General features: G+C 64.9%; 20 protein-coding genes. 15 read left to right on the forward strand and 5 right to left on the reverse strand.

Going from position 1 to position 23,832, the window contains the following annotated elements; translation table 11 throughout:
• Positions 1-38 precede the first annotated feature (38 nt).
• Both AS156_RS10060 and AS156_RS10065 read left to right on the forward strand, forming a co-directional pair.
• The gene (locus AS156_RS10060; protein ID WP_066503502.1) at positions 39-596 is read left to right on the forward strand and encodes a carboxymuconolactone decarboxylase family protein; all 558 of its coding nucleotides are present in this window, start codon (positions 39-41) and stop codon (positions 594-596) included.
• Positions 571-1,452 (forward strand): SDR family NAD(P)-dependent oxidoreductase, encoded by an 882-nt coding sequence (locus AS156_RS10065; RefSeq protein ID WP_136626118.1) that lies wholly within the window; start codon positions 571-573, stop codon positions 1,450-1,452. The genes AS156_RS10060 and AS156_RS10065 overlap by 26 nt, the downstream gene beginning before the upstream one ends.
• Before the next feature lie 4 nt (positions 1,453-1,456).
• Here the strand turns inward: AS156_RS10065 and AS156_RS10070 are convergent, their stop codons facing one another.
• Entirely contained in the window at positions 1,457-2,464 is a 1,008-nt protein-coding gene (locus AS156_RS10070; protein ID WP_245312680.1) for a LysR family transcriptional regulator, read from the reverse strand.
• Positions 2,465-2,543: 79 nt separating this feature from the next.
• Here AS156_RS10070 and AS156_RS10075 point away from each other — a divergent pair, with 79 nt between their 5' ends.
• The 10 genes from AS156_RS10075 (at position 2,544) to AS156_RS10120 (ending at position 15,983) form a co-directional block, all read left to right on the forward strand.
• Positions 2,544-3,569, forward strand: a complete 1,026-nt coding sequence (locus AS156_RS10075) for an ABC transporter permease (protein WP_066503339.1) — start codon at positions 2,544-2,546, stop codon at positions 3,567-3,569.
• A 75-nt stretch (positions 3,570-3,644) separates the two neighbouring features.
• The gene (locus AS156_RS10080; RefSeq protein WP_066503345.1) at positions 3,645-4,667 is read left to right on the forward strand and encodes a sugar ABC transporter substrate-binding protein; all 1,023 of its coding nucleotides are present in this window, start codon (positions 3,645-3,647) and stop codon (positions 4,665-4,667) included.
• A gap of 244 nt (positions 4,668-4,911) precedes the next feature.
• Positions 4,912-7,050, forward strand: a complete 2,139-nt coding sequence (locus tag AS156_RS10085) for an ABC transporter permease (RefSeq protein ID WP_066503346.1) — start codon at positions 4,912-4,914, stop codon at positions 7,048-7,050.
• A complete protein-coding gene (locus AS156_RS10090; protein ID WP_066503347.1) occupies positions 7,050-8,171 on the forward strand; it encodes an SMP-30/gluconolactonase/LRE family protein in 1,122 nt (373 codons plus the stop codon). Before AS156_RS10085 ends, AS156_RS10090 begins: the two co-directional genes overlap by 1 nt.
• A gap of 11 nt (positions 8,172-8,182) precedes the next feature.
• A complete protein-coding gene (locus AS156_RS10095) occupies positions 8,183-9,706 on the forward strand; it encodes a sugar ABC transporter ATP-binding protein (RefSeq protein ID WP_066503503.1) in 1,524 nt (507 codons plus the stop codon).
• Positions 9,707-10,092: 386 nt separating this feature from the next.
• The gene (locus tag AS156_RS10100) at positions 10,093-12,405 is read left to right on the forward strand and encodes a bifunctional salicylyl-CoA 5-hydroxylase/oxidoreductase (protein ID WP_066503348.1); all 2,313 of its coding nucleotides are present in this window, start codon (positions 10,093-10,095) and stop codon (positions 12,403-12,405) included.
• Positions 12,402-13,181 carry an SDR family NAD(P)-dependent oxidoreductase gene (locus AS156_RS10105; protein ID WP_066503349.1) on the forward strand — a complete coding sequence of 260 codons (780 nt, stop codon included), beginning with the start codon at positions 12,402-12,404 and terminating at the stop codon, positions 13,179-13,181. Before AS156_RS10100 ends, AS156_RS10105 begins: the two co-directional genes overlap by 4 nt.
• Positions 13,182-13,192: 11 nt before the next feature.
• Positions 13,193-14,032: an enoyl-CoA hydratase family protein gene (locus AS156_RS10110; RefSeq protein WP_201456022.1), complete on the forward strand. Its 840-nt coding sequence runs from the start codon at positions 13,193-13,195 to the stop codon at positions 14,030-14,032.
• Position 14,033: 1 nt separating this feature from the next.
• Entirely contained in the window at positions 14,034-14,429 is a 396-nt protein-coding gene (locus AS156_RS10115) for a RidA family protein (RefSeq protein ID WP_066503352.1), read from the forward strand.
• A gap of 312 nt (positions 14,430-14,741) precedes the next feature.
• Positions 14,742-15,983, forward strand: a complete 1,242-nt coding sequence (locus AS156_RS10120; RefSeq protein ID WP_066503354.1) for a flavin-dependent oxidoreductase — start codon at positions 14,742-14,744, stop codon at positions 15,981-15,983.
• A gap of 129 nt (positions 15,984-16,112) precedes the next feature.
• On the opposite strand, the gene AS156_RS10125 is transcribed toward AS156_RS10120, so the two are convergent.
• Together AS156_RS10125 and AS156_RS10130 are read right to left on the reverse strand one after the other, a co-directional pair.
• Positions 16,113-16,565, reverse strand: coding sequence for a cupin domain-containing protein (locus AS156_RS10125; RefSeq protein ID WP_066503356.1), 453 nt, complete (start codon positions 16,563-16,565; stop codon positions 16,113-16,115).
• Between the two features lie 21 nt (positions 16,566-16,586).
• Entirely contained in the window at positions 16,587-17,765 is a 1,179-nt protein-coding gene (locus AS156_RS10130; protein ID WP_066503361.1) for an ABC transporter substrate-binding protein, read from the reverse strand.
• A gap of 263 nt (positions 17,766-18,028) precedes the next feature.
• Here AS156_RS10130 and AS156_RS10140 point away from each other — a divergent pair, with 263 nt between their 5' ends.
• The 3 genes from AS156_RS10140 (at position 18,029) to AS156_RS10150 (ending at position 21,134) form a co-directional block, all read left to right on the forward strand.
• Positions 18,029-18,523: a MarR family winged helix-turn-helix transcriptional regulator gene (locus tag AS156_RS10140; RefSeq protein WP_066503364.1), complete on the forward strand. Its 495-nt coding sequence runs from the start codon at positions 18,029-18,031 to the stop codon at positions 18,521-18,523.
• A gap of 2 nt (positions 18,524-18,525) precedes the next feature.
• Positions 18,526-19,341, forward strand: a complete 816-nt coding sequence (locus tag AS156_RS10145) for an alpha/beta hydrolase (RefSeq protein WP_066503366.1) — start codon at positions 18,526-18,528, stop codon at positions 19,339-19,341.
• A gap of 149 nt (positions 19,342-19,490) precedes the next feature.
• Positions 19,491-21,134 carry a benzoate-CoA ligase family protein gene (locus AS156_RS10150; protein WP_066503368.1) on the forward strand — a complete coding sequence of 548 codons (1,644 nt, stop codon included), beginning with the start codon at positions 19,491-19,493 and terminating at the stop codon, positions 21,132-21,134.
• Positions 21,135-21,170: 36 nt separating this feature from the next.
• On the opposite strand, the gene AS156_RS10155 is transcribed toward AS156_RS10150, so the two are convergent.
• Together AS156_RS10155 and AS156_RS10160 are read right to left on the reverse strand one after the other, a co-directional pair.
• Positions 21,171-22,784 carry a DHA2 family efflux MFS transporter permease subunit gene (locus AS156_RS10155; RefSeq protein WP_066503369.1) on the reverse strand — a complete coding sequence of 538 codons (1,614 nt, stop codon included), beginning with the start codon at positions 22,782-22,784 and terminating at the stop codon, positions 21,171-21,173.
• An 8-nt stretch (positions 22,785-22,792) separates the two neighbouring features.
• On the reverse strand, positions 22,793-23,832 hold a 1,040-nt coding region (locus AS156_RS10160; protein ID WP_136626129.1), incomplete at its 5' end, for an HlyD family secretion protein.

The raw sequence follows: 23,832 nt of genomic DNA on the forward strand, positions 1-23,832 counted from the left end.
ACGACAACGAACAACAAGCAGCGAAACGGGAGAGACGCGTGGCAAGACTGCCTCTGATTGATCCGGAGACGACGAGCGGAGATATCCGCGCCTCGTTCGACCGCATGCCGGTCAAGCTCAACATCTTCCGCATGCTCGCCAACGCCGAGACCAACATGATCCCGGCGATGCGGCTCGGCAATTCGATCCTGCACAAGCAGAAGCTTTCGGCGGTCAATCGCGAGCTCCTGATCCTGCAGGCCGCGCAGCTCGAAGGCGGCGCCTATGAATGGCGCCAGCACGTGCCGATCGCGCTCGGCGTCGGCGTCAAGCAGGCGCAGATCGATGCGGTCGAGCGCGGCCGATACGACGATGCGGCATTGAACGAGGCTGAGCGTGCGCTGCTCACCTTCGGCCGCGAGGTCGTCGAGAACGTGCGCGTCGGTGACGCCGTCTTTGCCAGCACGGCCAAACATTTCAGCAATCGGGAGATCGTCGAGGCGATCATCACGCTCGGCTTCTACATGATGATGGCGCGGTTGACGGAAGCCACCGAGACCGATCTCGATCCGGCCGCCGGCATGGCCGTGTATGACGGCGGCAAGAAGCCGGGCTGAGGCGATGTCGGAGAGTTCGCTCGATGCCAAGCCGGAGCGCTATGTTCGCCCCTTGAGCGCGGAGTCCGCGGGCACAGCACCTGGCAAGGGACGGCTGAACGGCCGACGCATCCTGGTCGTCGGCGGCGGCCAGCGCGTATTCGATGCTGCGACCGATCCGATCGGCAATGGCCGTGCCATGAGCCTGCTGTTCGCGCGCGAGGGCGCGCATGTCGCGGTTGCCGATCTCAACCGTACGTCGGCCGAGGATACGGTCGCGCGCATCGCAGCGGACGGGGGTCGTGCCTTCGCGATCGCGGCCGACGTCACCGTCGAGGCCGATGTCATCAGGATGATCGGCGAGGCGCATCAGGTCATGGGTGGGCTCGACGGCATGGTCCTGAACATCGGCACCTTCGGCAAGACCGGGCTCGACAATGTCAGCGCGGAAGATTGGAACAGGATCTACGACGTCAACGTCCGTGGCCCCATGCTGTGCTGTCGTGCCGCCTTGCCGAAGTTCGAGAATGGCGGCTCGATCGTCTTCATCTCCTCGATCGCGGCGCTGAAGGCCGGCTCGCAGATGGCGGTCTATGATTCCTCCAAGGCCGCGCTCGGCGGATTGATGCGCAACATCGCGCATACCGGCGCGCGGCGCGGCATCCGCGCCAATCTCGTTTATCCCGGCCTCGTCGACACACCCAACGGCCGCGAGGCCGGCGCCGGGCGGCCGTCGCGCGGCAAGGGCCACGTTCCGTTCGGCCGCCAGGCGACCGCGTGGGAGGTCGCATACGCGGTGCTGTTCTTCATGTCGGACGAAAGCGTTTACGTCACCGCGCAGACGCTCGCGGTCGACAGCGGGCTGAGCGGATTGTGAACCGTCATTCGGCGGCGATTGCGGTAGGCGACGAGAATCCTGCCCTTGGCTTGGCCCTTGCCACACGTCCGTTCTTGCGGCCGAACTGGCTACCGGCCAGCAGTTTCGCGGCGGCCTGCAACTGCTCGCGTAGCCACTGATTGGTGGTGTCGCCCTCGGCGGTGGCATGCCAGTAAAGATAATTGACATGCGGGCTGATCGGGAACGGGCAGGGGAAGCACTGCAACAGCCCCGGCTGTTCCAGCACCGAGGCTGCGCTTTCGGACGCCGTCAGCAGCATGTTGCTGCGGCTGACGACGTGGCAGGCGGTCGCGAAGTTCTGGCATTGCAGGCGCACGGTGCGCTTGATGCCGAGGCGCTGGAACTGGAAATCCTCGAACGACAGCCCGCTGCGCCGCGACGTCACGCAGACATGTTCCAGGCGCAGATAGGTCTTCTTGTCGAGCCGCGTGCGCAAATCGGGATGGTCGCGACGGGCGAACACCGCGATGTGCTCGGTCAGGATCCGTTCGCGCCGCACCTCCGCCGATAGCGGCAGCAGCGTATCGATCGCGACGTCGAGCGTGCCGGCGGCAAGCTCCCGCTCCAGATTGTTGCGCTCGCTGCGTACGGTCGCGATCTCGACCAGCGGTGCGACCGCACTGATCCGGTTCACCAGCGCGCTCAGCATCGGCGCCTCGAGATTGTTGCGCAGGCCGATCACGAACCGCTTCGGCGTCTTCGCCGGATCGAAACGGTCGGTGTGGGTCAGCGTCGTCTCCAACCCGTTGAGCGCCTGGCGCACGGTGGTGATGATCTGGCGTGCCAGAGGTGTCGGCGTCATCACGTGATGGCGGCGCACGAACAGCGGATCGTTGAACATCGCGCGCAGCCGCCCGAGCGCGTGGCTCACCGCCGGCTGGGTCAGATTGAGACGAATGCAGGCGCGGCTGACGCCGCCCTCGGAATAGATCGCATCGAACACGACGAACAGGTTCAGATCGATGTCGCGCACATGCATGGAATTAATCAATCCGTATCCGCCGAATGCATTTGACGAATACTAAGCGGCACTCTTAAAGTCGCAAGCAAAATAATACCTGGAGGAAACGATGAGCGTGCAATCGCCATCGCGCGGCGTCGCTGTTCCGGCGGCGCCATCACGTTCGGCCTCGATCTTCGCCAAGCCGAGCCAGGAGCAGATCGTGCTCCTGATCACGATCGCGCTTCTGGTCGTGTTCGGCCTGACGCTGAACGGCTTTGCCAGCGTTTCCAATCTCCTCAATCTGTTGCGCAGCATTTCCATCCTCGGCGTGCTCGGGCTCGGCATGGGGCTGATCGTGATCAGCCGCGGCATCGACCTCTCGGAGGTCGCGATCATGGCGGGCTCCTGGGCGATCGCGCTGATCGAGATGCAGAACGGCATGGCGGTTTTCCCCGCGGTGCTGCTGGCGCTGGCGATCGCGGTGCTGATCGGCGTCGTGAACGGCGTGATGGTCGCCTTCGTCGAGGCGCCGGCGCTGTTCGTGACGCTCGCCGCGGGCTTCGTGATCTACGGCCTCGCATTCTGGATCGCGCCGGCCTGGGTGGTTTATGCGCCGAAGGACGCGCCGGGGCTGATGTATCTCGGCGCCGGCCGGCTGTTCGGCGTCCCGGTTCCGATCCTGGTGTTCGCCGTGGCCGCGATCGCGATGCATTTGTTCCTGTCGCGCACCTCGATCGGCCGCTTCATTTATGCGCAGGGCGACAACCCGGAGGCCGCGCGGCTGACCGGCATCCCGCTGCGTCCATTGATCGTGCTGGAGCACGTTCTGGTTGCATTGCTCGCCTGGATTGCAGGTATGGTCTGGGTCGGCACGACCGGCAGCATGCAGATGGCGATCACGCAGGGCACCATGATCTTCGACGTCGTGCTCGTCGTCGTGATCGGCGGCATCAGCCTGATCGGCGGCCGCGGCAGCGTGTTCAGCGTCGTGGTCGGCTGCATCCTGATCGGCACGCTGCTGAACGCCTTCACCATCATGGACGTCAACAGCGAGGTGCAGAACATCATCAAGGGCGTGGTGCTGCTGGCCGCGATCGTGCTCGACAACTGGCTGCACCCCCGCGACGAGGAGACGGCGCGGCAGGGTGACTGACGCGGGCGCGGCGCGCGCGCCGTCGCGACGGCAAATCAGACAATCAATCATAAGAATATCTGTGTGGAGGAGACGATGAAGACGACCAAGTTCTGGACGATCCTGCTTGCCGGGGCGACGCTCGCCGCGTTGCCGTTCGTGGCCAGCGCGCAGGAGGAAGGCACCAAGGCCGGGCGCGAGCTGCGCGCCGCCTACGACAAGGCGCTGCAGGGCAAGACCATCGCCTATCTGCCGATCGCGCTCGGCGTGCCCCTGTCTGACGAATGGGGCCGCGTGGTGCACGAAGAGGCAGAGTGGCGCGGCATGAAATACATCGTCCGCGATCCCAACAACAATCCGTCGGCGATGCAGCAGGCGCTGACTGCGCTGGTCGACCAGAAGCCCGACGTTCTGATCGTGCAGAACCCGAGCGTCACACTGTTGATGAAGGACCTCAAGCGCGCCGAGAGCCAGGGCACGCATGTGATCCAGGTCAACATGGCCTCGAACTACAAGTCGAGCGCTTTCGTCGGCGTCGACTGGCGCGAGATCGGCAGGTTGCTCGCCAACGAAACGGTCAAGGCTTGCGGCACCGGCTCCGGCAAATCGGGCAAGGTCCAGATCGTGCAGGGCGAGTTGACCGCGGCCGCCAGCGTCGATCAGGTCGGCGCGATCATGGAAGTCCTGAACAAGGACCCGAACATCAAGGTGGTGTCGAACCAGGCAGCGAACTGGGACGCCAACACCGCGCTCAACATCACCGCGACCGTGATCCAGCAGCATCCCGATCTCTGCGCCTCGATCGGCTTCTGGGGCATCATGGAATCGGGCGCCGCGCAGGCGATCCGCAATGCCGGCAAGATCGACGCCGTGAAAGTGTTCGCCTCGGGCGAGGGCTCGCAGCTCGATTGCGATCAAGTCAATTCGGGCAATTTCTCCAAGTTCCTGAGCTACAAGGCGACCGAGCAGGGCCACGACCTGATGTTCGCGGCCGAAACCCTGCTGGAATCCGGCGACAAGCCCGGCTCCCGCAATCTCGCCTATTTCACGCGGCCGATCTGGCTCGACAAGTCGAACGCCTCCGGCGCCAACTGCTTCGCGCTGCCTAAGAAGAACTAACAGCATGATCCGGAAAAGTGGGCACCGGTTTTCCCTCGCGACAAACGCGGGACGCGTTTGCGCGGAGATCATGCTCAAACAGGGAAACGAGATCATGAAGCGATTGCTTGCAATCGCTTCATGATTGAGGGCGCGGCGGCCGGCGCGGGGGGCATTCCCGCGCCGGCCGTATCAACGAGCATGATCCGGGCCCGGAGGGTCGCGTCGGCGCGAAGGGGAAGCCGGATCGAGGGAGTGCTTCGCAATGTCGATGGCAGTTGATTCCTTTGCCGCATCGGTGCGGCGGTTCTCACCCCGGCTCCTGCTGTCGGAGCTCCTGCTCAAGCAGTGGTTCGAGCCGGTCGTTCCCTTCACCGTGATGATCGGGTTGTGGGCCTATTTCGCGCTCACGATTCCCGATTACGCCTCGGTGCAGAACTCGGTGTCGCTGCTCAGGTTGTTTGCCGAATTCGGCTTCGTGGCGCTCGCGATGGGCTTCTGCCTCGTCACCGGCGGCATCGACCTTTCCGTCGGAGCGATCTTCGCGCTATGCAATTTCGCGGCACTGTATTTCCTCTTGGTGCGCGAATGGCCTGTCGGCCTCGCGGTGCCGGCGACGCTGCTGGTCGGTGCGCTGCTCGGCAGCATCAATGGCTTCCTGATCGGCTTCCTGAAGACGCGGCCGTTCCTCACCACGCTGGTGACGCTGATTATCCTGCGCGCCTCGGTCAATCTGCTCAACACCTCCTATGCGCAGGTGTTCGCGACCAATTCGATCGACAGCGACGCCTGGGATTTCATCGGCGGCGGCAGCGTGCTCGGAATTCCCGTCAATGCGGCGACGCTGTTCGTGGTGCTGCTGATCTGCCACATCTTCCTGTCGCGCTCGCGCTATGGCTGGCACCTCACCGCGATCGGCGCAAGCCGCAAGGCGGCGCGCCATGCCGGCATCCGCGTCCGCCTGATGCTGTTCATGACCTACGTGCTGTCGGGCACGCTGTGCGCGGCGAGCGGCATCTTCTATGCCTCACGCCAAGCCTCGACGGATTCCACCACCGGCGTCGGTTGGGAGTTCCAGGCGCTCACGGCGGTCGTGCTCGGTGGCGTCTCGCTCGCCGGCGGCAAGGGCACGGTGTGGCGGGCGATGATCGGTGCGCTGATCATCTTCCTGCTGACCAACGGCCTGGTGCGCATGGGCATCCCCGGCTACGTCACCTCGGCCGTGACGGGCCTGATCCTGCTCGCCGCCGTCGGCATCGACGTCAAATGGTCGAAGAACCGCGGCAAGGCGATCCAGAAGATCTACGTCAATCCGGCCTTTGTGCCGCTGGCGTCGGCGCCGTCGGTGCAGCCCGGTGCTGCGTCGCCTTACGCGCAGAACGACCGGCTGATTCACGCGCAGGCGATCGGCCTCGACCAGGTCGAGGGGCCCGAGGATGTCATCCTCGACCGCCAGGGCCGGGTCTATGGCTCGACCCGCGACGGCAATGTGATGAGATTCTCCGGCCCGAACTTCGAGACCCGCGAAGTGTTCGCCCATATCGGCGGCCGGCCGCTCGGCATGCAGTTCGATCGCGACGAGAATCTGATCGTCGCGGTCGCCGGCATGGGTGTCTACGGCGTCGCGCCTGATGGGCGCATCTTCAAGGTTACCGACGAGACCAACCGCACCTGGTACAAGCTGAACGACGATTCCCGGCTGCGCATGGCCGACGACCTCGACATCGCGCCCGACGGCAAGATCTATTTCAGCGATTGCACCACGCGCTACGAGATGACGACCAACACCCTCGACATCCTCGAGGGCCGGCCGAACGGCCGCGTGGTCTGCTACGATCCCGCGACGAAAACCACGCGCACGGTGATCAACCACTTCTATTTTCCGAACGGGATATGCGTCTCGCATGACGGCAAGTCGATCCTGATCGCGAGCACCTCACTGTGCAAGATATTCCGCCACTGGATCGACGGGCCGAACAAGGGCCGCACCGAGATCCTGATGGATGAATTGCCGGGCAACCCCGACAACATCAACCGCGCCTCCGACGGCACCTACTGGCTGGCGCTGGTCGGCATCCGCACGCCGACGTTCGACCTGGCCGCGCGAAAACCCGGCTTCCGGCTGCGCATGGTCAAGCAGGTGCCGACCGACGAGTGGCTGGCGCCTGCGCTCAACCATGGCTGCGTGCTGAAGTTCAACGAGCAGGGCGAGGCGCTGGAATCGTGGTGGGACCCGACCGGCATCTCGCATTCGACGTTGACCTCGATGCGCGAGCACCAGGGCTATCTCTATCTCGGCGGGCTCGAGAACAACCGGATCGGCCGCATCAAGCTCGACGGCGTCGATGAGAGCTGGACCGGCTACGATGCGTATTGGGGCGCGAAAAGCAGGGTGACGAGGTAATGGGACTGTTCGATCATCTGTTGCGCGACATCAGAAGCGTCATCGACCGCGACGGCGGCCAGAACGCGATCCCGCCGCTCGACGGCGCACTCAGCCCGAACGACCGGCTCGACACGGCGACGCCGATCGGTGAGCCGCTGCCCGGCATCGACGACGTGATCGCCGACGGCCGCGGCGCGGTCTATGTCTCCGCCGGGCGCAACGTCTGGAAGCTCAGCGGCAGCGACTTCACGACCCTCACGCTGGTGGCCGAGTTCGAGGACGAGGCCGGCGGGCTTGCGCTGCATCCGGATGGCCGCTTGCTGGTCTGCGTGGCGGGCAGGGGCCTTGCCGCGATCGATCCGGCGAAACCCGCTCCGCGCTGGCTGGAAGTGGCCGACGGCCGCGCCCTCACGGGGCTGTTGTCGGTGGCTGTGGCACCCGATGGCCGCATCTATGCCGTCGAAGGCAGCACCGGTCGTCGTCCTGATCAGTGGCGTCACGACGTGATGGAGAAGCGCGCCAACGGCCGCCTCGTCACCTGCGGTGCCGGCCTCGACAATCCGCAGGTGCTGCTGCGTGACCTGCCATATCCCTATGGCGTTGCGGTCTCGGCCGACGGCAAGAGCCTGTGGCTCACCGAAAGCTGGACGCATCGGCTCAGCCGGTTCGCGCTCGGCGGCAATGGTCTCGGTCCGCGCGAGATCGTCGCGGGCAACATGCCGGGCTATCCGGCACGGCTGCATCCGGACGGCCATGGCGGCTTCCTGCTCGGCATCTTCGCGCGCCGCACCCACCTGATCGAGTTCGTGCTCAAGGAAGACGATTTCCGCGCGGAGATGATGGCGACGATGCCGCTGGACTACTGGGTGGCGCCGGCGCTGGTCGGCGGCAGCGATTGCCTGGAGCCGATGCAGATCGGGGGGGTGAAGGCGCTCGGCATCCAGAAGCCGTGGGCGCCGCCGCGCTCATACGGCCTGCTCGTGCATCTCGACGCTGAGGGCGACGCGTCGGACAGTTTGCACAGCCGCGCCGGCGGCCGCTTCCATGGCATTACCGCGGCCTGCGCGACGCCCGGCGGCATCGTGATTGCCGCGCGCGGCGCCGGGCGCCTGTTGCTCCATACGGGAGACCTGCGATGAATGACGGCGTGATGCAGGCGGCCCCCAATGCCGAGAGCGCGGCCCGTGAACCGGTGCTGAAGATCACCAACGGCTCGAAGATCTATGGCGGCGTCCACGCCATCGAGGGCGTCAATTTCGATCTCTATCCCGGCGAGGTGCATGCGCTGGTCGGCGAGAACGGCGCCGGCAAGTCGACGCTGTGCAAGGCGATCGCCGGCGCAATCCAGCTCACCTCAGGCGACTTCCTGCTCGACGGCAAGCCTGCCAATTTCGAGCAGCCGCGCGACTCGCTCAATGCCGGCATCTGCATGGTCTATCAGGAGACCAGCCTGGTGCCGACCATGACGGCGGCGCAGAATATCGAGCTCGGCAACGAGAAGCTCTTGACGCGCTTCCGCACCCTGAACATCCAGGCCCAGCAATTGCTGCAGTCGCTCAACTTCCATGTCGATCCGGCGACGCCGGTAGCGCTGCTCGGCACCGCCAAGAAGCAGATGGTCGAGATCGCGCGCGCGATCTACAACAAGGCGCGCATCATCATCTTCGACGAGCCGACCGCGTCGCTCACGCCAGAGGAGATCGTTCACTTCTTCCATCTGGTGCGCGACCTGCGCGCCCGCGGCGTCTCGATTATCTACATCTCCCATGCGCTCGAGGAGTCGCTGCAGATCGCCGATCGCATCACCGTGCTGCGCGACGGCAAGCTGGTGATCACGGCAGCCGCAAAGCAGCTCACGCGCGACGCGCTGGTGCAGCACATGGTCGGCCGCGAGGTGGCGCAGGCGGTCTACGGACGCAAGGAAAAGACCCATCAGCGCCGCGAGAAGGTGCTGACGATCGAGAACGTCACCATGGGCATGGCGGTCAAGAACATGTCGTTCTCGGTCTATGCCGGCGAGGTGGTCGGCATCGCCGGCCTGATCGGCTCGGGCCGCACCGAGATCGCCAAGATCGTCTACGGGGCGCTGAAGCGTAACCTCGTCAACGGCGGCACCATCCGGCTGCGCGGCAAACCGATCCGCTACCGCGTGCCGCGGCAAGCGATCAATGACGGCATCGCCTATATCACCGAGGACCGCAAGGCCAACGGCTTCTTCGAAACCATGGTGGTCGACGACAACGTCTATATCGGCAGCCTCGCCACCCGGAAGGGCTGGAGCTTCCTGCTGTCGCGCGCGCGCCGCAGCAAGCTTGCGAACTACTGGGTCGAGCGGCTCAAGATCAGCGCCTTGCAGCGCAAGGCCAAGATCATCGAGCTCTCGGGCGGCAACCAGCAGAAGGTGGTGCTGGCGAAGACGCTGGTGCAGGAACCCTCGATCATCATCTTCGACGAGCCGACCCGCGGCGTCGACGTCGGCACCATCCCGCATATCCACGGCGAAATCCGCCGTCTCGCCGACGAGGGCAAGGCGGTAGTGGTGATCTCGTCCTACCTGCCGGAGATCCTTGCGGTGTCTGACCGCATCCTGGTCGCCCGCACCGGCCGCATCGTCGCCGAATTCGATGCCGCCGATGCGACGCAGGACAAGATCCTGTACGCGGCGGTGCATTGAGGTTACGCCGCTTCTCTTCGTCATTCCGGGTTCGACGCTTCGCGTCGCCCCGAACGAGATGCAAAGCTCGGGCGATTCCTGTCGCGAGAACGTGGACGTATGATCCGCAGGCCGTGCCACACGTTCAGTGTCGTCCCTGCGGAAGCAGGGACCCATAGCCACCAATGCCGTTTGGTTTGCGGCGCTCGGGCCACAGCCTTTTTTCAACAACAGAGCCCTATGGTTATGGGTCCCTGCTCCCGTGCGCAATTGCGCACTAGGCAGGGACGACAGTTGCGGGACGGGCGCCATCCCACCCTTGACAATTATTTTAAGTATAAAATAATATCCGGCGTCGGCTGACGGCAGATCGCTGCCCCGGCCGCCGAAGCCAACGGGAGATCGCCATGCGCATCGTTTGCATTGGGGGCGGGCCGGCCGGGCTCTACTTCGGCATCCTGATGAAGATGCTGGACCCCGCGCACCGGATTTCCGTGGTCGAGCGCAACCGGCCCTATGACACGTTCGGATTCGGCGTGGTGTTTTCCGACGCCACCATGGACAACATGCGCAAGTGGGATCCGGTGACTGCCGACACGATCGAGCAGGCCTTCAACCACTGGGACGACATCGAGGTCCTGATCAAGGGCCGGCGCATGCGCACGACGGGCCACGGCTTCGTCGGCATCGGCCGCAAGCATCTGCTCAACATCCTGCAGGCGCGGGCCGAGGAGCTCGGCGTCGAGCTGATCTTCGAGCGTGAGGTCAATTCCGATCTCGAATTCCCCGACGCCGACCTGATCGTGGCGTGCGACGGCGTGAATTCGAAGATCCGCACCAAATATGCGAAAGACTTCCAGCCGGACATGCTGATGCGGCCGAACCGCTATATCTGGCTCGGCACCAACCGTCCCTTCGACGCCTTCACCTTCGATTTCCGCAAGACCGAGCACGGCTGGTTCCAGGCCCACATCTACAAGTTCGAGGAGGGCGCGGCGACCTTCATCGTCGAGACCACCGAGGAGGCGTATCTCGCCCACGGCCTCGACAGGATGGACCAGGATGCCTCGATCGCATTCTGCGAGAACGTGTTCGCCGAAATCCTCGAGGGCCATCATCTGGTCTCCAACGCGCGCCATCTGCGCGGCTCGGCCTGGCTGTCCTTCCCGCGGCTGATCTGCGGCAAATGGACCGCCTTCAACGGCAACAGCCATGTCGTGCTGATGGGCGACGCCGCACACACCGCGCATTTCGCGATCGGCTCGGGCACGAAGCTCGCGCTGGAAGATGCGATCGAGCTGACCAACCAGTTCAAGAAGCACGGAGCGATCAGGGAGAATATTCCCGCGGTGCTGGCCGGCTATGAGGAGCTGCGGCGCGTGGACGTGGCGCGGATCCAGAACGCCGCGCGCAATGCGATGGAATGGTTCGAGGTGGTCGGCTCACGCTATGCCGACACGCTGGAGCCGGAGCAGTTCATGTATTCGCTGCTGACGCGCTCGCAGCGCATCAGCCACGAGAATCTGCGGCTGCGCGACCAGACCTGGCTCGAGGGCTATGAGCGCTGGTTCGCCGAGCGCAGCGGGTTGCCCGCTACCAATGACCGCGTCACTCCGCCGATGCTGACGCCGTTCCGTATCCGCGGGCTGGCGCTGAACAATCGCATCATCGTCTCGCCGATGGCGATGTATTCGGCGGAGGAAGGCGTGCCCAACGACTTCCATCTGGTGCATTTCGGCTCGCGGGCGCTCGGCGGCGCCGGCCTCATGTTCACCGAGATGACCTGCGTGTCGCCGGAGGCGCGGATCACGCCTGGCTGCTGCGGGCTGTGGAACGACGAGCAGGCGGTGGCCTACAAGCGCATCGTCGATTTCGTGCACCGCAATTCGCAGGCCAAGATCGGCATTCAGCTCGGCCATGCCGGCCGCAAAGGATCGACCCGCGTGGCGTGGGAGGGCATGGACGAAGCGCTGCCCGATCACAATTGGCCGCTGGTGTCGGCTTCATCGGTGCCTTATCTGCCCGATGGCCAGGTGCCTGAAGCTATGACCCGTGCCGAGATGGACGAGATCCGCGATCAGTTCGTCGCGGCCGCCAGGCGCGGAGCAAAAGCCGGCTTCGATATCCTGGAGCTGCACTGCGCCCATGGCTATCTCTTGTCGAGCTTCCTGTCGCCGCTGACCAACCGCCGCACCGACGACTATGGCGGATCGATCGCAAAGCGCGCGCGCTATCCGATCGAGGTGTTCGGCGCCGTCCGCGAGGTGTGGCCGGCCGACAAGCCGATGTCGGTGCGCTTGTCCTGTCACGATTGGGCGGAGGGCGGCAACACGCCCGAGGATGCGCTCGAATTCGCAAGGCTGTTCAAGGCCGCCGGCGCGGACTTGATCGATTGCTCCTCAGGCCAGGTCTGGGCCGACGACCATCCGGTCTACGGCCGACTCTACCAGACGCCGTTCGCCGACAAGATCCGCAACGAGGTCGGCATCGCCACCATCGCGGTCGGTGCGATCTCGGAAGCCGACCACGCCAACTCGATCATCGCCGCCGGCCGCGCCGACCTCTGTGCGATCGCGCGGCCGCATCTGGCCGATCCGGCCTGGACGCTGCACGAGGCCGCGAAGATCGGCGTGAAGTCGGTTCCCTGGCCGAAGCAATATCTGTCGGGCAAATCGCAATACGAGGCCAATCTCGAACGCGCCGCGGGAGCAAAGGCATGACGCGATTCTGGCCCAATGCCCATGCGCTCGTCACCGGTGCCGGTTCCGGTATCGGCGCCGCGACCGCGATTGCGCTCGCCAAGGCCGGCGTGCGCGTCAGCATCGCCGGACGCCGGATCGAGACACTGGAGGCGACCGCTACACAGCTAGGCGATCGCACCGGCGCGGTCGTTGCGATCGATGTGACCGATGGGGCCGCGGTGAGCGGCGGTGTCGCGCAGATCGAGGCCGAGAAAGGTCCGATCGACGTCCTCGTCAACAATGCCGGCAAGGCGTCCAGCGCACCGTTCGACAAGACCGATGCGGGGCTGTGGGCGGACATGCTGGCGAGCAATCTCTCCAGCGTATTCCTGGTGACGCACGCGGTGCTGCCCGGCATGGCGCAGCGTGGACGCGGGCGCGTGATCAACGTCGCCTCGACCGCGGGCCTGACCGGCTATGCCTATGTCTCGGCCTATGTCGCGGCCAAGCACGGCGTCGTGGGCCTGACCCGATCGCTGGCGCTGGAATATGCCCGGCGCGGCGTCACCGTGAACGCGGTGTGCCCCGGCTATACCGACACGCCGCTGGTGGCGGATGCCGCGGCCAACATCGTCGCCAAGACCGGGCGCAGCGAGCACGAGGCGCGCGCGGCGCTGGCGAAGGTCAATCCCATGCAGCGGCTGGTGACGCCGCAGGAGGTGGCCGATGCCATCCTCTGGCTCGCCTCCGAGGGCGCATCGTCAATCAACGGACAAGCCGTGGCGGTCGCCGGCGGCGAAGTCCTTACCGGGTGAAGGAACAGGTTATGTCCGAGATGAAAGCAAAGCTCCGTCCGTTCAAGGATTATCCGGCGAAGCACTTCCGCTGGTCGGCCGATGCAAGCGGCCGCGTCGCGACCATCACGCTGAACCGGCCGGACAAGAAGAACCCGCTGACCTTCGAGTCCTACGAGGAGCTGCGCGATCTCTTCACCAATCTCAGGTCAGCATCGGATGTGCGCTCGATCGTGCTGACCGGCGCGGACGGCAATTTCTGCTCCGGCGGCGACGTGTTCGAGATCATCGAGCCGCTGACGCGGATGGCGATGCCGGATCTGCTCGCCTTCACGCGGATGACCGGCGAGGTGGTGCGCGCGATGCGCAAATGTCCCCAGATCATCGTCGCCGCGATCGACGGCATCTGCGCCGGAGCCGGCGCGATGCTCGCGCTCGCCTCCGATCTCAGGCTGGCGACGCCGCAGGCCAAGACCGCGTTCCTGTTCACCCGCGTCGGCCTTGCCGGCGCCGACATGGGCGCCTGCGGATTGCTGCCGCGGGTGATCGGGCAGGGCCGCGCCGCCGATCTGCTCTACACCGGACGCGCGATGAGCGCCGACGAAGGCCTCGCCTGGGGCTTCCACAATCGTCTCGTGCCCGCGGCCGAGCTCTCAGTCGCCGCGCACGAGCTGGCGCGTTCGCTTGCGGACGGGCCGTGGTTCGCGCATGGGGTCACGAAAACCATGTTCAACCAGGAATGGGCGATGGGCGTCGACGAGATGATCGAGTCGGAAGCGCAGGCGCAGGCGATCTGCATGGTCACGGGCGACTTCCGCCGCGCCTTCGACGCCTTCGCCGCCAAGCAGAAACCGGCCTTCGAGGGCAACTGAGATGAGCGAGATCCTGCAACCGGACGGATGGGCCAAGCCGATCGGCTACGCCAACGGCGTGGCTGCGCGCGGCAAGCAAATATTCATCGCCGGCCAGATCGGCTGGAACGGGCAATGCGTGTTCGAGAGCGACGATCTGGTCGCGCAGATCGGCCAGACCCTGCGCAACATCGTCGCGGTCGCCGCCGCCGGCGGGGCCGGACCTGAGCACATCGTGTCGATGACCTGGTTCCTGCTCGACCGCAAGGAATATTCAGCGCGGCTGAAGGAGATCGGTGTTGTCTATCGCGACGCCATGGGACGGCGCTTTCCGGCGATGACGGCGATCCAGGTCGCCGGCCTGATCGAGGACCGCGCCAAGGTGGAAATCCAGGCGATCGCGGTGGTGCCGGATTGATGATGACGCGCCTTGCCGACAGACCCGTCATCCTGAGGTGCGAGCGGAGCGAGCCTCGAAGGATGCACGGCCCGGCTGGTGGTCGTCGACCCTTCGAGACGCGCATTCCGCGCTCCTCCAGCGACAAAGGCTACGCCTTTGCGCGGGGGTGACGGGGTGTATGGGTGGATGCCGCGACAATGTTAATCCTAAGCCCGAATAGCGCCGTCGGGCCGCAGGTTAAGACGACAAAGCCGCTTGCGGCTGGATCACGGGCCGTGCGACCCTGAGGGCAAATGTAGAACGTCCTGTGTTCGAGTGGAGTAAGGGACGATGAAGGCGATAATCGTCGGAGGCGGAATCGGAGGCCTCACCACGGCGCTGATGCTGCGCTCGCGCGGTATTCAGTGCGAGCTCTACGAGCAGTCCGAGACCATCCGCGAGCTCGGCGTCGGCATCAACACGCTGCCGCATGCGATCCGCGAGCTGGCCGGGCTCGGCCTGCTTGATAGACTCGACGACGTTGCGATCCGCACCTACGAGCTGTTCTATCTGACGCGGCACGGCCAGCAGGTCTGGCACGAGAAGCGCGGGCTCGATGCCGGCCATGACGTGCCGCAATTCTCCATCCATCGCGGCCGGCTGCAGGGCGTGATCCATCAGGCCGTGATCGAGCGCCTCGGCGCGGATGCGATCCGCACCGGTTGCCGGCTCGGCTCGTTTACGCAGGATGAAGGTGGCGTCTCGGCCTATTTCTTCGATCGTGCTGGCAGCCATGTCCACACCGCGCGGGGCGACATCCTGATCGGCGCCGACGGCATTCACTCTAAGGTGCGGCAGACGCTGTTTCCAAACGAAGGCGGGCCATGCTGGAACGGATTGATGCTGTGGCGCGGCGCCACCGATTGGCCGGCATTCCTGACCGGACGATCGATGATCATCGCCGGCGGGTTGAACGCGAAGGCGGTGATCTATCCGATCGCGCCGGGATCGAGCCCGGCGAGCCGGCTCACCAACTGGGCCGTGCTGGTGCGGATTGGTGACGGCTCCTCGCCGCCGCCGCGCCGCGAAGGCTGGTCGAATCTCGGCCGGCGCGACGAGATGATGCCCTATGTCACGAGCTTCACGATCCCGCAGGTCGATTTCGCCGGCTTGATCAATGCGACCCCCGAGTTCTGGGAGTATCCGTGCTGTGACCGCGATCCGTTGTCCTATTGGTCGAGCGGCCGCGTCACGCTGCTCGGCGACGCCGCGCATCCGATGTATCCGGTCGGCTCGAATGGCGCCTCGCAGGCCATCCTCGATGCGCGGTGCCTCGCGGACATGCTGGCGCGGTCGGAGCATCCGCGCCAGGCGCTGGTTGCCTATGAGCGGCAGCGCCTGCCGATGACCGCCGATATCGTGGCCTCCAACCGCCGCGGCGGGCCGGAAGGCGTGATCGACGCCGTCGAGCAGCTCGCGCCGCAAGGCTTCACCGACGTCGACACCATCCTCAACTACGAGGCACGCGAGGCGATTGTGCGCGGCTATGCCGCGAAGGCCGGCTTTGCCGCGCGCGTAGTCGCGCGGGGGTAGGTCGCGGTAGGAGACGGGGCGTCGGCCCTCTCCACATCGTCATTGCGAGGAGCGAAGCGACGAAGCAATCCATCTTCCCGCCCGCGGCGCTATGGATTGCTTCGCTTCGCTCGCAATGACGGGCGTATGTTACGCCGGAGGCGGCGGCAGGAAGTGGATGTTGTGTTCGGCGGCGAGCTTCACCACGTCGTCCGGGTTCTGCTCCTTCATGTTGTGGATCGCCCAGAACAGGTCGTACAGCCTGCGGGTCGGCGACACCCAGAACAGCGTCTTCGCCGGCTGCTGCGACTTGTTGAAGATGCCGTGCGGCTTGCCCATCGGCAGGCGCACAAGATCGCCGGGGGTGGCGGATTCGTCGGCGCCGTCGAGCATGAAATCGAGCTTGCCCTCGAGGAGGTAGAGGTACTCGTCCTGGTCGGGATGGATATGCGGAGGAACGAAGGTGCCGGGCGGAAAGGTCGCGTGCCAGGAGAACGAATGCTCGGTGCGGGTCTTCGGCACATAGGTCTGACCGAGGATGCTCCAGGAGATGCCCTGGAGGCCTTCATTGGCGCGGGTGATGCCGGCGATCTCGTCTTTCATGGCTCTACTTCCTCCTGTCGATTACTTGGCCGCGCAGTCCTTGGCGTAGCGGTCGCCGTAGTTCGAGAACACCTTTTCGACGATCTCGGTCTGGAACTTGCCGTCCGGCCGCTTCGCCACCTTGGTGAGGTAGAAATCCTGGATCGGATAGCCATTGTTGTTGAATTTGAAGTTACCGCGCAGCGAGGCGAAGTCAGCCTTCTTCAGCGCAGCCGCGATCGCGTCCTTGTTGGAGAGATCGCCCTTCACCGCCTTCACCGCGCTGTCGATCAGCATCGCCGCGTCATAGGCCTGCATCGCATAGGTGCCGGGCACGCCGTTGTAAGCGGCCTCATAGGCGGCGACGAACTTCTTGCTCTGGGGATTGTCGAGATCTGGCGCCCAGTTCGCGCCGCCGAACATGCCGACCGCGGCGTCTTGCTGTGCGGGCAGAGTAGACTCGTCGACCGTGAAGGCGGACAGCACGGGCACGGTGGTGCCGGCCTGCTTGTACTGCTTCACCAGGTTTACGCCCATGCCGCCCGGCATGAAGGTGAACAGCGCGTCCGGCTTCAACGAGGCGATCTTGGAAAGCTCGGGCTGGAAATCCAGTGTGTTCAGCGGCGTGTAGGATTCCTCGACGATCTCGCCCTTGTAGTCGAGCTTGAACCCGGCGACCGAGTCGCGGCCGGCCTGATAGTTCGGCACCAGCAGATAGACGCGCTTGTAGCCGCGGTCCTGCGCGACCTTGCCGAGGACCTCGTGCACCTGGTCGTTCTGGTACGACGTCACATAGAAGAACGGATTGCACTCCTTGCCTGCGTAGCTCGACGGCCCCGCATTCGGGCTGATCAGGAAGGTTTTGCTCTCGGTCACCGGGCGGTGGATCGCCAGCAGGATGTTGGAGAAGATCGGGCCGACCACGAAGTCGACCTTGTCGCGCTCGAGCAGCCCGCGCACCTTGGTCACCGCGGCATCCGGCTTGAGTTCGTCGTCGGCGTTGATGATCTCGACGTCGCGGCCAGCCATCTTGCCGCCGAGGTCCTTGATCGCGAGCGCAAAGCCGTCACGTACCTGCTGGCCGAGCGCCGCCGCCGGGCCCGAGGTGGTCACCAGCACGCCGATCTTGATCTTGCCCTGGCTGCTGTCCTGTGCGATCGCCGGAGTGATCGCGAGGCCCAGTATCGCCGCCAGTCCCGCCAAACGCGTCAGCTGTTTCATGTCTCTCCCCCTGGCATTGCCTTGTTGCTTTGGCCTCAGCTTATTCTGACGAGCGCGACCGCTGCAAGCGATGCGGCATGGCGTCCGGACGATGTCGGCGCGGCATGCAAGCGGCGCGCCAATTGCTTGAAGCCTAAAGAAATTGCAGGGTTGAGCTGCCGAAACCGCGTCGATTCGCAATTGTCCTTGCGGCGCGCCGCGAATTGCTTGAAGCTCAAAACAATCCATCCGACCGCAGCCCGCCGCGGAGGCATGATGGCCGCATGAACCTCGATTCCGAAACCAAAGCCGTTGAATTGCCCGACGATCACGGCACCGAGCTGCGGCTCTGGCTCCGCCTGCTGACCTGCACCACGCTGATCGAAGGCGAGGTACGCAGCCGGCTGCGCGAGCGGTTTGATGTGACGCTGCCGCGCTTCGACCTGATGGCCCAGCTCGACAAGGTGCAGGACGGCATGACGCTGTCGGACCTGTCGAAGCGGATGATGGTCTCCAACGGCAACGTTACCGGCCTGGTCGAACGTCTGGTCGAGTCGGGCCATCTCGATCGCCGTACCTCGGAGACCGACCGCCGCGTCCAGTTCATCCGGTTGACGAAACTCGGCCGCGCGGAATTCCGCAAGATGGCCGGCGAGCACGAGAAATGGATCGCCGATATCTTTGGCGACCTGTCGCCAAAGGACATGCGCGAGCTGATGCGGTTGCTCGCCAAGGCGAAGGGCTCGGCGCAACGCGCCGCCAAGGCGAGGACGCCGTAGCCGTGGCCGAGATCGATTACGAGGTCGAGTACAACAATCGCGCGCGGGTGCCGGAGAATCCGGCACTGATGGCCGGCTGGGCGCGGGACTCCGCCGCCTATCGCGAGCAGCATCCGCCGCGGCGGCTGGCCTATGGTCCCGGCAGCCGCAACATCATCGACCTGTTCGAGGCAGGCCGCGACGGTCCGCTCGTCGTCTTCATCCATGGCGGCTATTGGCAGGCGCTCGACGGCTCGTCGTCGAGCCACTGCGCGCGGGGACTGAATGCGCACGGCATCAGCGTTGCGGTGCCGACTTATGATCTCTGTCCCAACGTCACGGTCGGCGACATCATCGGCGAAATGCGTGCGGCGTCGCGCGAGCTGGCAAAGCTCGGCCGTCCGCTCGTGGTCAGCGGACATTCGGCAGGCGGCCACCTTGCCGCGTGCATGCTGGCGACCGATTGGCCGGCCTACGATGCGGCGCTGCCGACAAATCTGGTCAAGGCTGCTTACGCGATCTCGGGCCTGTTCGAGCTCGAACCGCTGGTCGGCACCTCCGTCAACAAGGCGCTCGGCCTTGACCGCGCCGCAGCAAAGGCTGCGAGTCCGCTGCTCTGGACGCCGCCCGAGGGAAAGACGCTCGACGCCGTGGTCGGAGGCAATGAGAGCGCAGAGTATCACCGGCAGAGCCGGACCATCGCCGACGTCTGGGGCAAGGCCGGCGTTGCAACGCGTTTCGGCGTTGTACCCGATGCCAACCATTTCACCGCGATCGCGCCGCTCGCCGACCCCGACTCTGCAATGGTGCTGCGGCTGAAGGAGCTCACACAGATCTAGGGGCCAAGAGGATTTTCCGATTTCCACCCTTGCGCCGAATTATTTTAAGTATAAAATAACTGGCGACGGGAACGCTGCCGGGCGTCCTCGTTATCGGTCTTCTCGATGTTGGTCTTGGCCTTTCTGGGTGGAAAGCGAGGGGCAATCGAATGTCAGGTGATATTGCCGGGCTTGGCCCGTCGGGACACGTTGACGATTTCGCGCGGCGCAACCTGCCGCCGGTCCACCAATGGCCGAAGCTGCTGCTCGATCGGCCGGAATTCAGCTATCCCGACTATCTCAACGCCGCGGTCGAACTGACCGACCGTATCGTCGAGCAGGGCATGGGCGATCGTATCGCGCTGATCGGCAACGGCCGCCAGCGCACCTACAAGGAATTGACCGACTGGTCGAACCGCCTGGCGCATGCGCTGGTGGAGAATTACGGCGTCAAGCCGGGCAATCGCGTGCTGATCCGCTCGGGCAACAATCCGGCACTGGTAGCGGCCTGGCTTGCAGCGACCAAGGCGGGCGCCGTCGTCGTCAACACCATGCCGATGCTGCGCGCTGGCGAGCTGGCGAAAATCGTCGACAAGGCCGAGATCTCGCTGGCGCTGACCGACAGCCGCATTGCTGATGAGCTGGTCGCCTGCGCCAAGACCAGCAAATTCCTGAAGCAGGTCGTCAACTTCGACGGTACGCAGAACCATGACGCCGAGCTTGACCGGATCGCGCTGAACAAGCCGGTGAAGTTCGACGCGGTGAAGACCGGCCGCGACGACGTCGCGCTGCTCGGCTTCACGTCGGGCACCACAGGCGAGCCGAAGGCGACGATGCATTTTCATCGCGATCTCCTGATCGTCGCCGACGGCTATGCCAGGGAAGTGCTCAAGGTGACGCCGGACGATGTGTTCGTCGGCTCGCCACCGCTTGCCTTCACCTTCGGCCTCGGTGGGCTAGCAATCTTTCCGCTGCGCTTCGGTGCCACGGCGACTCTACTGGAGAATGCGGCGCCGAGCGAGATGATCAAGATCATCGAGAATTTCAAGGCGACGATCTGCTTCACCGCGCCGACAGCCTATCGCGCCATGATGGCCGCGATGGACAAGGGGGCCGATCTGTCGTCGCTGCGGATCGCGGTCTCTGCGGGCGAGACGCTGCCGGCGCCGGTGTTCGAGAGCTGGACGAAGAAGACGGGAAAGCCGATCCTCGACGGCATCGGCAGCACGGAGTTGCTGCACATCTTCATCACCAACCGCATCGGCAGTGCGGTGGGCGGGACCACCGGCAATCCGGTCTCCGGCTATGAGGCGAAGGTCGTCGACGAGAACATGAACGAACTGCCGCCGGGGACGGTCGGCAAGCTCGCCGTGCGTGGGCCCACAGGGTGCCGTTATCTGGCCGACAGCAGGCAGACCAGTTATGTCCGCGACGGCTGGAACATCACCGGCGATGCCTTCGTCAGCGACGCGAACGGCAGGCTGTCGTTCGTCGCGCGCGCCGACGACATGATCATCTCGGCCGGCTACAACATCGCTGGTCCCGAGGTCGAGGCCGCGCTGCTTGGGCATCCTGATGTCGCGGAATGCGCCGTCATCGGTGCGCCCGACGAGGAACGCGGGCAGATCGTCTCGGCATTCGTCGTGCTGAAGCAGGGCGCACACGGCGACGATCTCGAGGTCAAGCTGTTACAGGATCACGTCAAGGCGACGATCGCGCCGTACAAATATCCCCGCGCGATCTCCTTCGTGGAGGCGCTGCCGAAGACCCAGACCGGCAAGATCCAGCGCTTCAAGCTGCGCGAGGCGAGCTGAGAAGGCGACGGCTCTGGCCGTCGCCCCGAGGAAAGGTTAGTGCGCGCCGGCGCCGCCCGCTGCACCCTTCGGCTTGCCGGTCAACACGATCGCGATCGCGGCAAACACCAGCACCACGCCGATCACGGCAAACGCATCGCTGAAGCCGAGCACCAGCGCCTGACGCTTCACGGTATTGCCGAGCGCCACGATCGCCTGATGCTGCGCGGCAGCTGGATCGGTGACACCGCGGCTGAGGAAGTAGTTGGTCATCTCCGCGATCCTGGTCCGCACCTCCTCGCGGCCGAGGTGGACGGACTGGCCGATGATGTTGGAATGGAACTGCTCCCGCTTGGTGACGATGGTGGAGAGCAGCGCGGTGCCGATCGCGCCACCGAGGTTGCGCATCATGTTGGAGATGCCGGAGGCAGCCGGCGCGTCCTGCGGCGCGACGCTGCCGAGGCTGACCGCGGACAGCGGAGCGAGCGTCAGGGCCTGGCCGACGGCGCGGACGATATTCGGCAGGAAGAACTGGTCGCCGGAATAGTCGAGCGACATCTCGATATTCATCAAGGAGGAGATTGCGAACAGCGACATGCCGGCAAAGGCGATGAAGCGGGCATCGATGCGCTGCATCAGCTTCGGCACCAGTGGAATCAGGATCAGTTGCGGCAGCCCGGTCCAGGCCAGCACGTTGCCGATCTGCTCCGCATTGTAGCCCTGCACCTGGCCGAGATAGGCGGGCAGCAGGTAGACGGAGCCGAACAGCGCGAACCCGAGAAACACCGCCGAGATGGTGCCGAAGCCGAAGCTGCGCTGGGTCAGCAGCCGCAGACGGAGCAGCGGCTTCTCGACCACGAGCTCGATCAAGATGAACAGGCTCAGGCTGATCGCGGCCACCACCGCGAGCTTGATGATGAAGGGTGAACCGAACCAGTCGTCCTTGTTGCCCTCCTCGAGCACCGCCTGCAGAGCCGACAGGCCGACCGCCATCGTCACGATACCGGCCCAGTCGCCCTCGCGCAGTAAATGAAGCTGCATCGGCTGGCGTTCGAGGGTGAAATAAAGCGTGATGACCATCACCGCGGTTGGGATCACATTGACGAAGAAGATGGTCTGCCAGCCGTAGTTCTCGGTGAGGTAACCTCCGATGGTCGGGCCGATTGCCGGCGCGAAGGTGACGGCAAGCGCGAACATCGCGAGCCCAATCGGCTGCTGCGGCTTCGGCAGCTTGGTGAAGACCAGCGTGAACGCCATCGGGATCAGCACGCCGCCGAAGAAGCCCTGCAGGCCGCGCATCGCGATCATCGACGGCAGATCGTGGGTGAAGGCGCAGGCGACCGAGAACACCGCGAACAGCGCGGCGTGGCCGATCATGATCTTGCGGAACGAGAAGACGCGGCTGAGATAGTCGGTGAGCGGGATCACCACGATCTCGCCGATCAGGTACGACGTCGAGATCCACGAGCCGTTGTCGACGCCGGTGCCGATGCCGCCCTCGATGTTGAGGAGGGAGGCATTGGTGATCTGGATGTTCAGGATCGCCATGAAGGCGCCGATCATCGCCGCAAAGACCGAGATCCAGACGACCGCGCTGGCGCGGTTGGGATCGACGGCTACGGCTTTGGCGCTGGGCGAGGCAGCCGGAGATGGGAGCGCGAGGTCGGACATGACATCACCTATTTGAAGGAGGCGACAGCGACTTTCGGAGTGGACTTCGAGTGCGAGGCGGGAGCCGGATGCGACAGCGTCGCGATGGTCGGGATCACCGACATGCCCGGCCGCAATTCGACGGACGTGGCATCGAGCGCGATCTTCACGGGGATGCGCTGCACGACCTTGGTGAAGTTGCCGGTGGCGTTGTCCGGCGGCAGCAGCGCGAATTCCTGACCGCTCGCGGGCGCGAGGCTGTCGACGTGACCGCGCACGACCTGTCCGGGGAACATGTCGACCGCGATCTCGACCGACTGGCCCTTGCGGACGTCGGTCAGCTGCGTCTCCTTGAAATTGGCGATCACATAGGCGCCGGTGGCCGGCACCAGCGACATCAGTTGCGTGCCGGCCTGGACGAACTGGCCGGTACGCAGCGTGCGGTTGCCGACGACGCCGTCGATCGGCGCGACGATCGTGGTGTAGCCGAGATTGAGTTCGGCCTGGTGCTGAAGCGCGGTCGCGCGTTGCTGCGCCGCGACAGTCTGGGCGATCTCGGCCTTGAGCAACTCCACCTGACGCAGTGCGGAGGCGAGGTTGGCGGTATCGCGCGCGATGGCGGCTTCCGCGCTGGCGTAGCGCGACTGCGCCTGCTGCGCGTTCTGCACGCTGCCGAAGCCGGTACCGGCGAGGTCGGTGTAGCGCTTGTTCTCCTGCGCGGCGAAAGTCTGCGTCGCAGTATCGACCGCAAGCGTCGCGCGCGCCGCCTCGATCACGGACTGCTGTACCTCGAGCTGGGCGCGCTTGCTGGTCACGGCGGCTTCGGCAGCGGCAACGTCGGCTTTAGCCTGGTCGAGCGCCACCTTGAAGTCCCGGTCGTCGATCCGCGCCAGCACCTGGCCGGCATGCACGTGCTCGTTGTCGCCGACCAGCACGTTGCTGAGATAGCCGGAGACCTTGGGAGCGATCGTGGTGTTGTCGGCCTTCACATAGGCGTCGTCGGTGGAGACGAGAAAGCGCCCGACGGTCCAGTAGTCCCAGCCATACCAGGCCGCGCCCGCGAGGACGG

The sequence above is a fragment of the Bradyrhizobium macuxiense genome (assembly GCF_001542415.1).
GTDB lineage: Bacteria > Pseudomonadota > Alphaproteobacteria > Rhizobiales > Xanthobacteraceae > Bradyrhizobium > Bradyrhizobium macuxiense.

Excerpts from the sequence above, each read along its gene's own strand:
- AS156_RS10090 (WP_066503347.1), top strand. The coding sequence starts at position 7,050 with ATGGGACTGTTCGATCATCTGTTGCGCGACATCAGAAGCGTCATCGAC.
- AS156_RS10155 (WP_066503369.1), bottom strand. The coding sequence starts at position 22,784 with ATGTCCGACCTCGCGCTCCCATCTCCGGCTGCCTCGCCCAGCGCCAAA.
- AS156_RS10105 (WP_066503349.1), top strand. The coding sequence starts at position 12,402 with ATGACGCGATTCTGGCCCAATGCCCATGCGCTCGTCACCGGTGCCGGT.
- AS156_RS10110 (WP_201456022.1), top strand. The coding sequence starts at position 13,193 with ATGTCCGAGATGAAAGCAAAGCTCCGTCCGTTCAAGGATTATCCGGCG.
- AS156_RS10140 (WP_066503364.1), top strand. The coding sequence starts at position 18,029 with ATGAACCTCGATTCCGAAACCAAAGCCGTTGAATTGCCCGACGATCAC.
- AS156_RS10080 (WP_066503345.1), top strand. The coding sequence starts at position 3,645 with ATGAAGACGACCAAGTTCTGGACGATCCTGCTTGCCGGGGCGACGCTC.
- AS156_RS10120 (WP_066503354.1), top strand. The coding sequence starts at position 14,742 with ATGAAGGCGATAATCGTCGGAGGCGGAATCGGAGGCCTCACCACGGCG.
- AS156_RS10100 (WP_066503348.1), top strand. The coding sequence starts at position 10,093 with ATGCGCATCGTTTGCATTGGGGGCGGGCCGGCCGGGCTCTACTTCGGC.
- AS156_RS10085 (WP_066503346.1), top strand. The coding sequence starts at position 4,912 with ATGTCGATGGCAGTTGATTCCTTTGCCGCATCGGTGCGGCGGTTCTCA.
- AS156_RS10130 (WP_066503361.1), bottom strand. The coding sequence starts at position 17,765 with ATGAAACAGCTGACGCGTTTGGCGGGACTGGCGGCGATACTGGGCCTC.
- AS156_RS10095 (WP_066503503.1), top strand. The coding sequence starts at position 8,183 with ATGCAGGCGGCCCCCAATGCCGAGAGCGCGGCCCGTGAACCGGTGCTG.
- AS156_RS10075 (WP_066503339.1), top strand. The coding sequence starts at position 2,544 with ATGAGCGTGCAATCGCCATCGCGCGGCGTCGCTGTTCCGGCGGCGCCA.
- AS156_RS10150 (WP_066503368.1), top strand. The coding sequence starts at position 19,491 with ATGTCAGGTGATATTGCCGGGCTTGGCCCGTCGGGACACGTTGACGAT.
- AS156_RS10115 (WP_066503352.1), top strand. The coding sequence starts at position 14,034 with ATGAGCGAGATCCTGCAACCGGACGGATGGGCCAAGCCGATCGGCTAC.
- AS156_RS10065 (WP_136626118.1), top strand. The coding sequence starts at position 571 with ATGACGGCGGCAAGAAGCCGGGCTGAGGCGATGTCGGAGAGTTCGCTC.
- AS156_RS10125 (WP_066503356.1), bottom strand. The coding sequence starts at position 16,565 with ATGAAAGACGAGATCGCCGGCATCACCCGCGCCAATGAAGGCCTCCAG.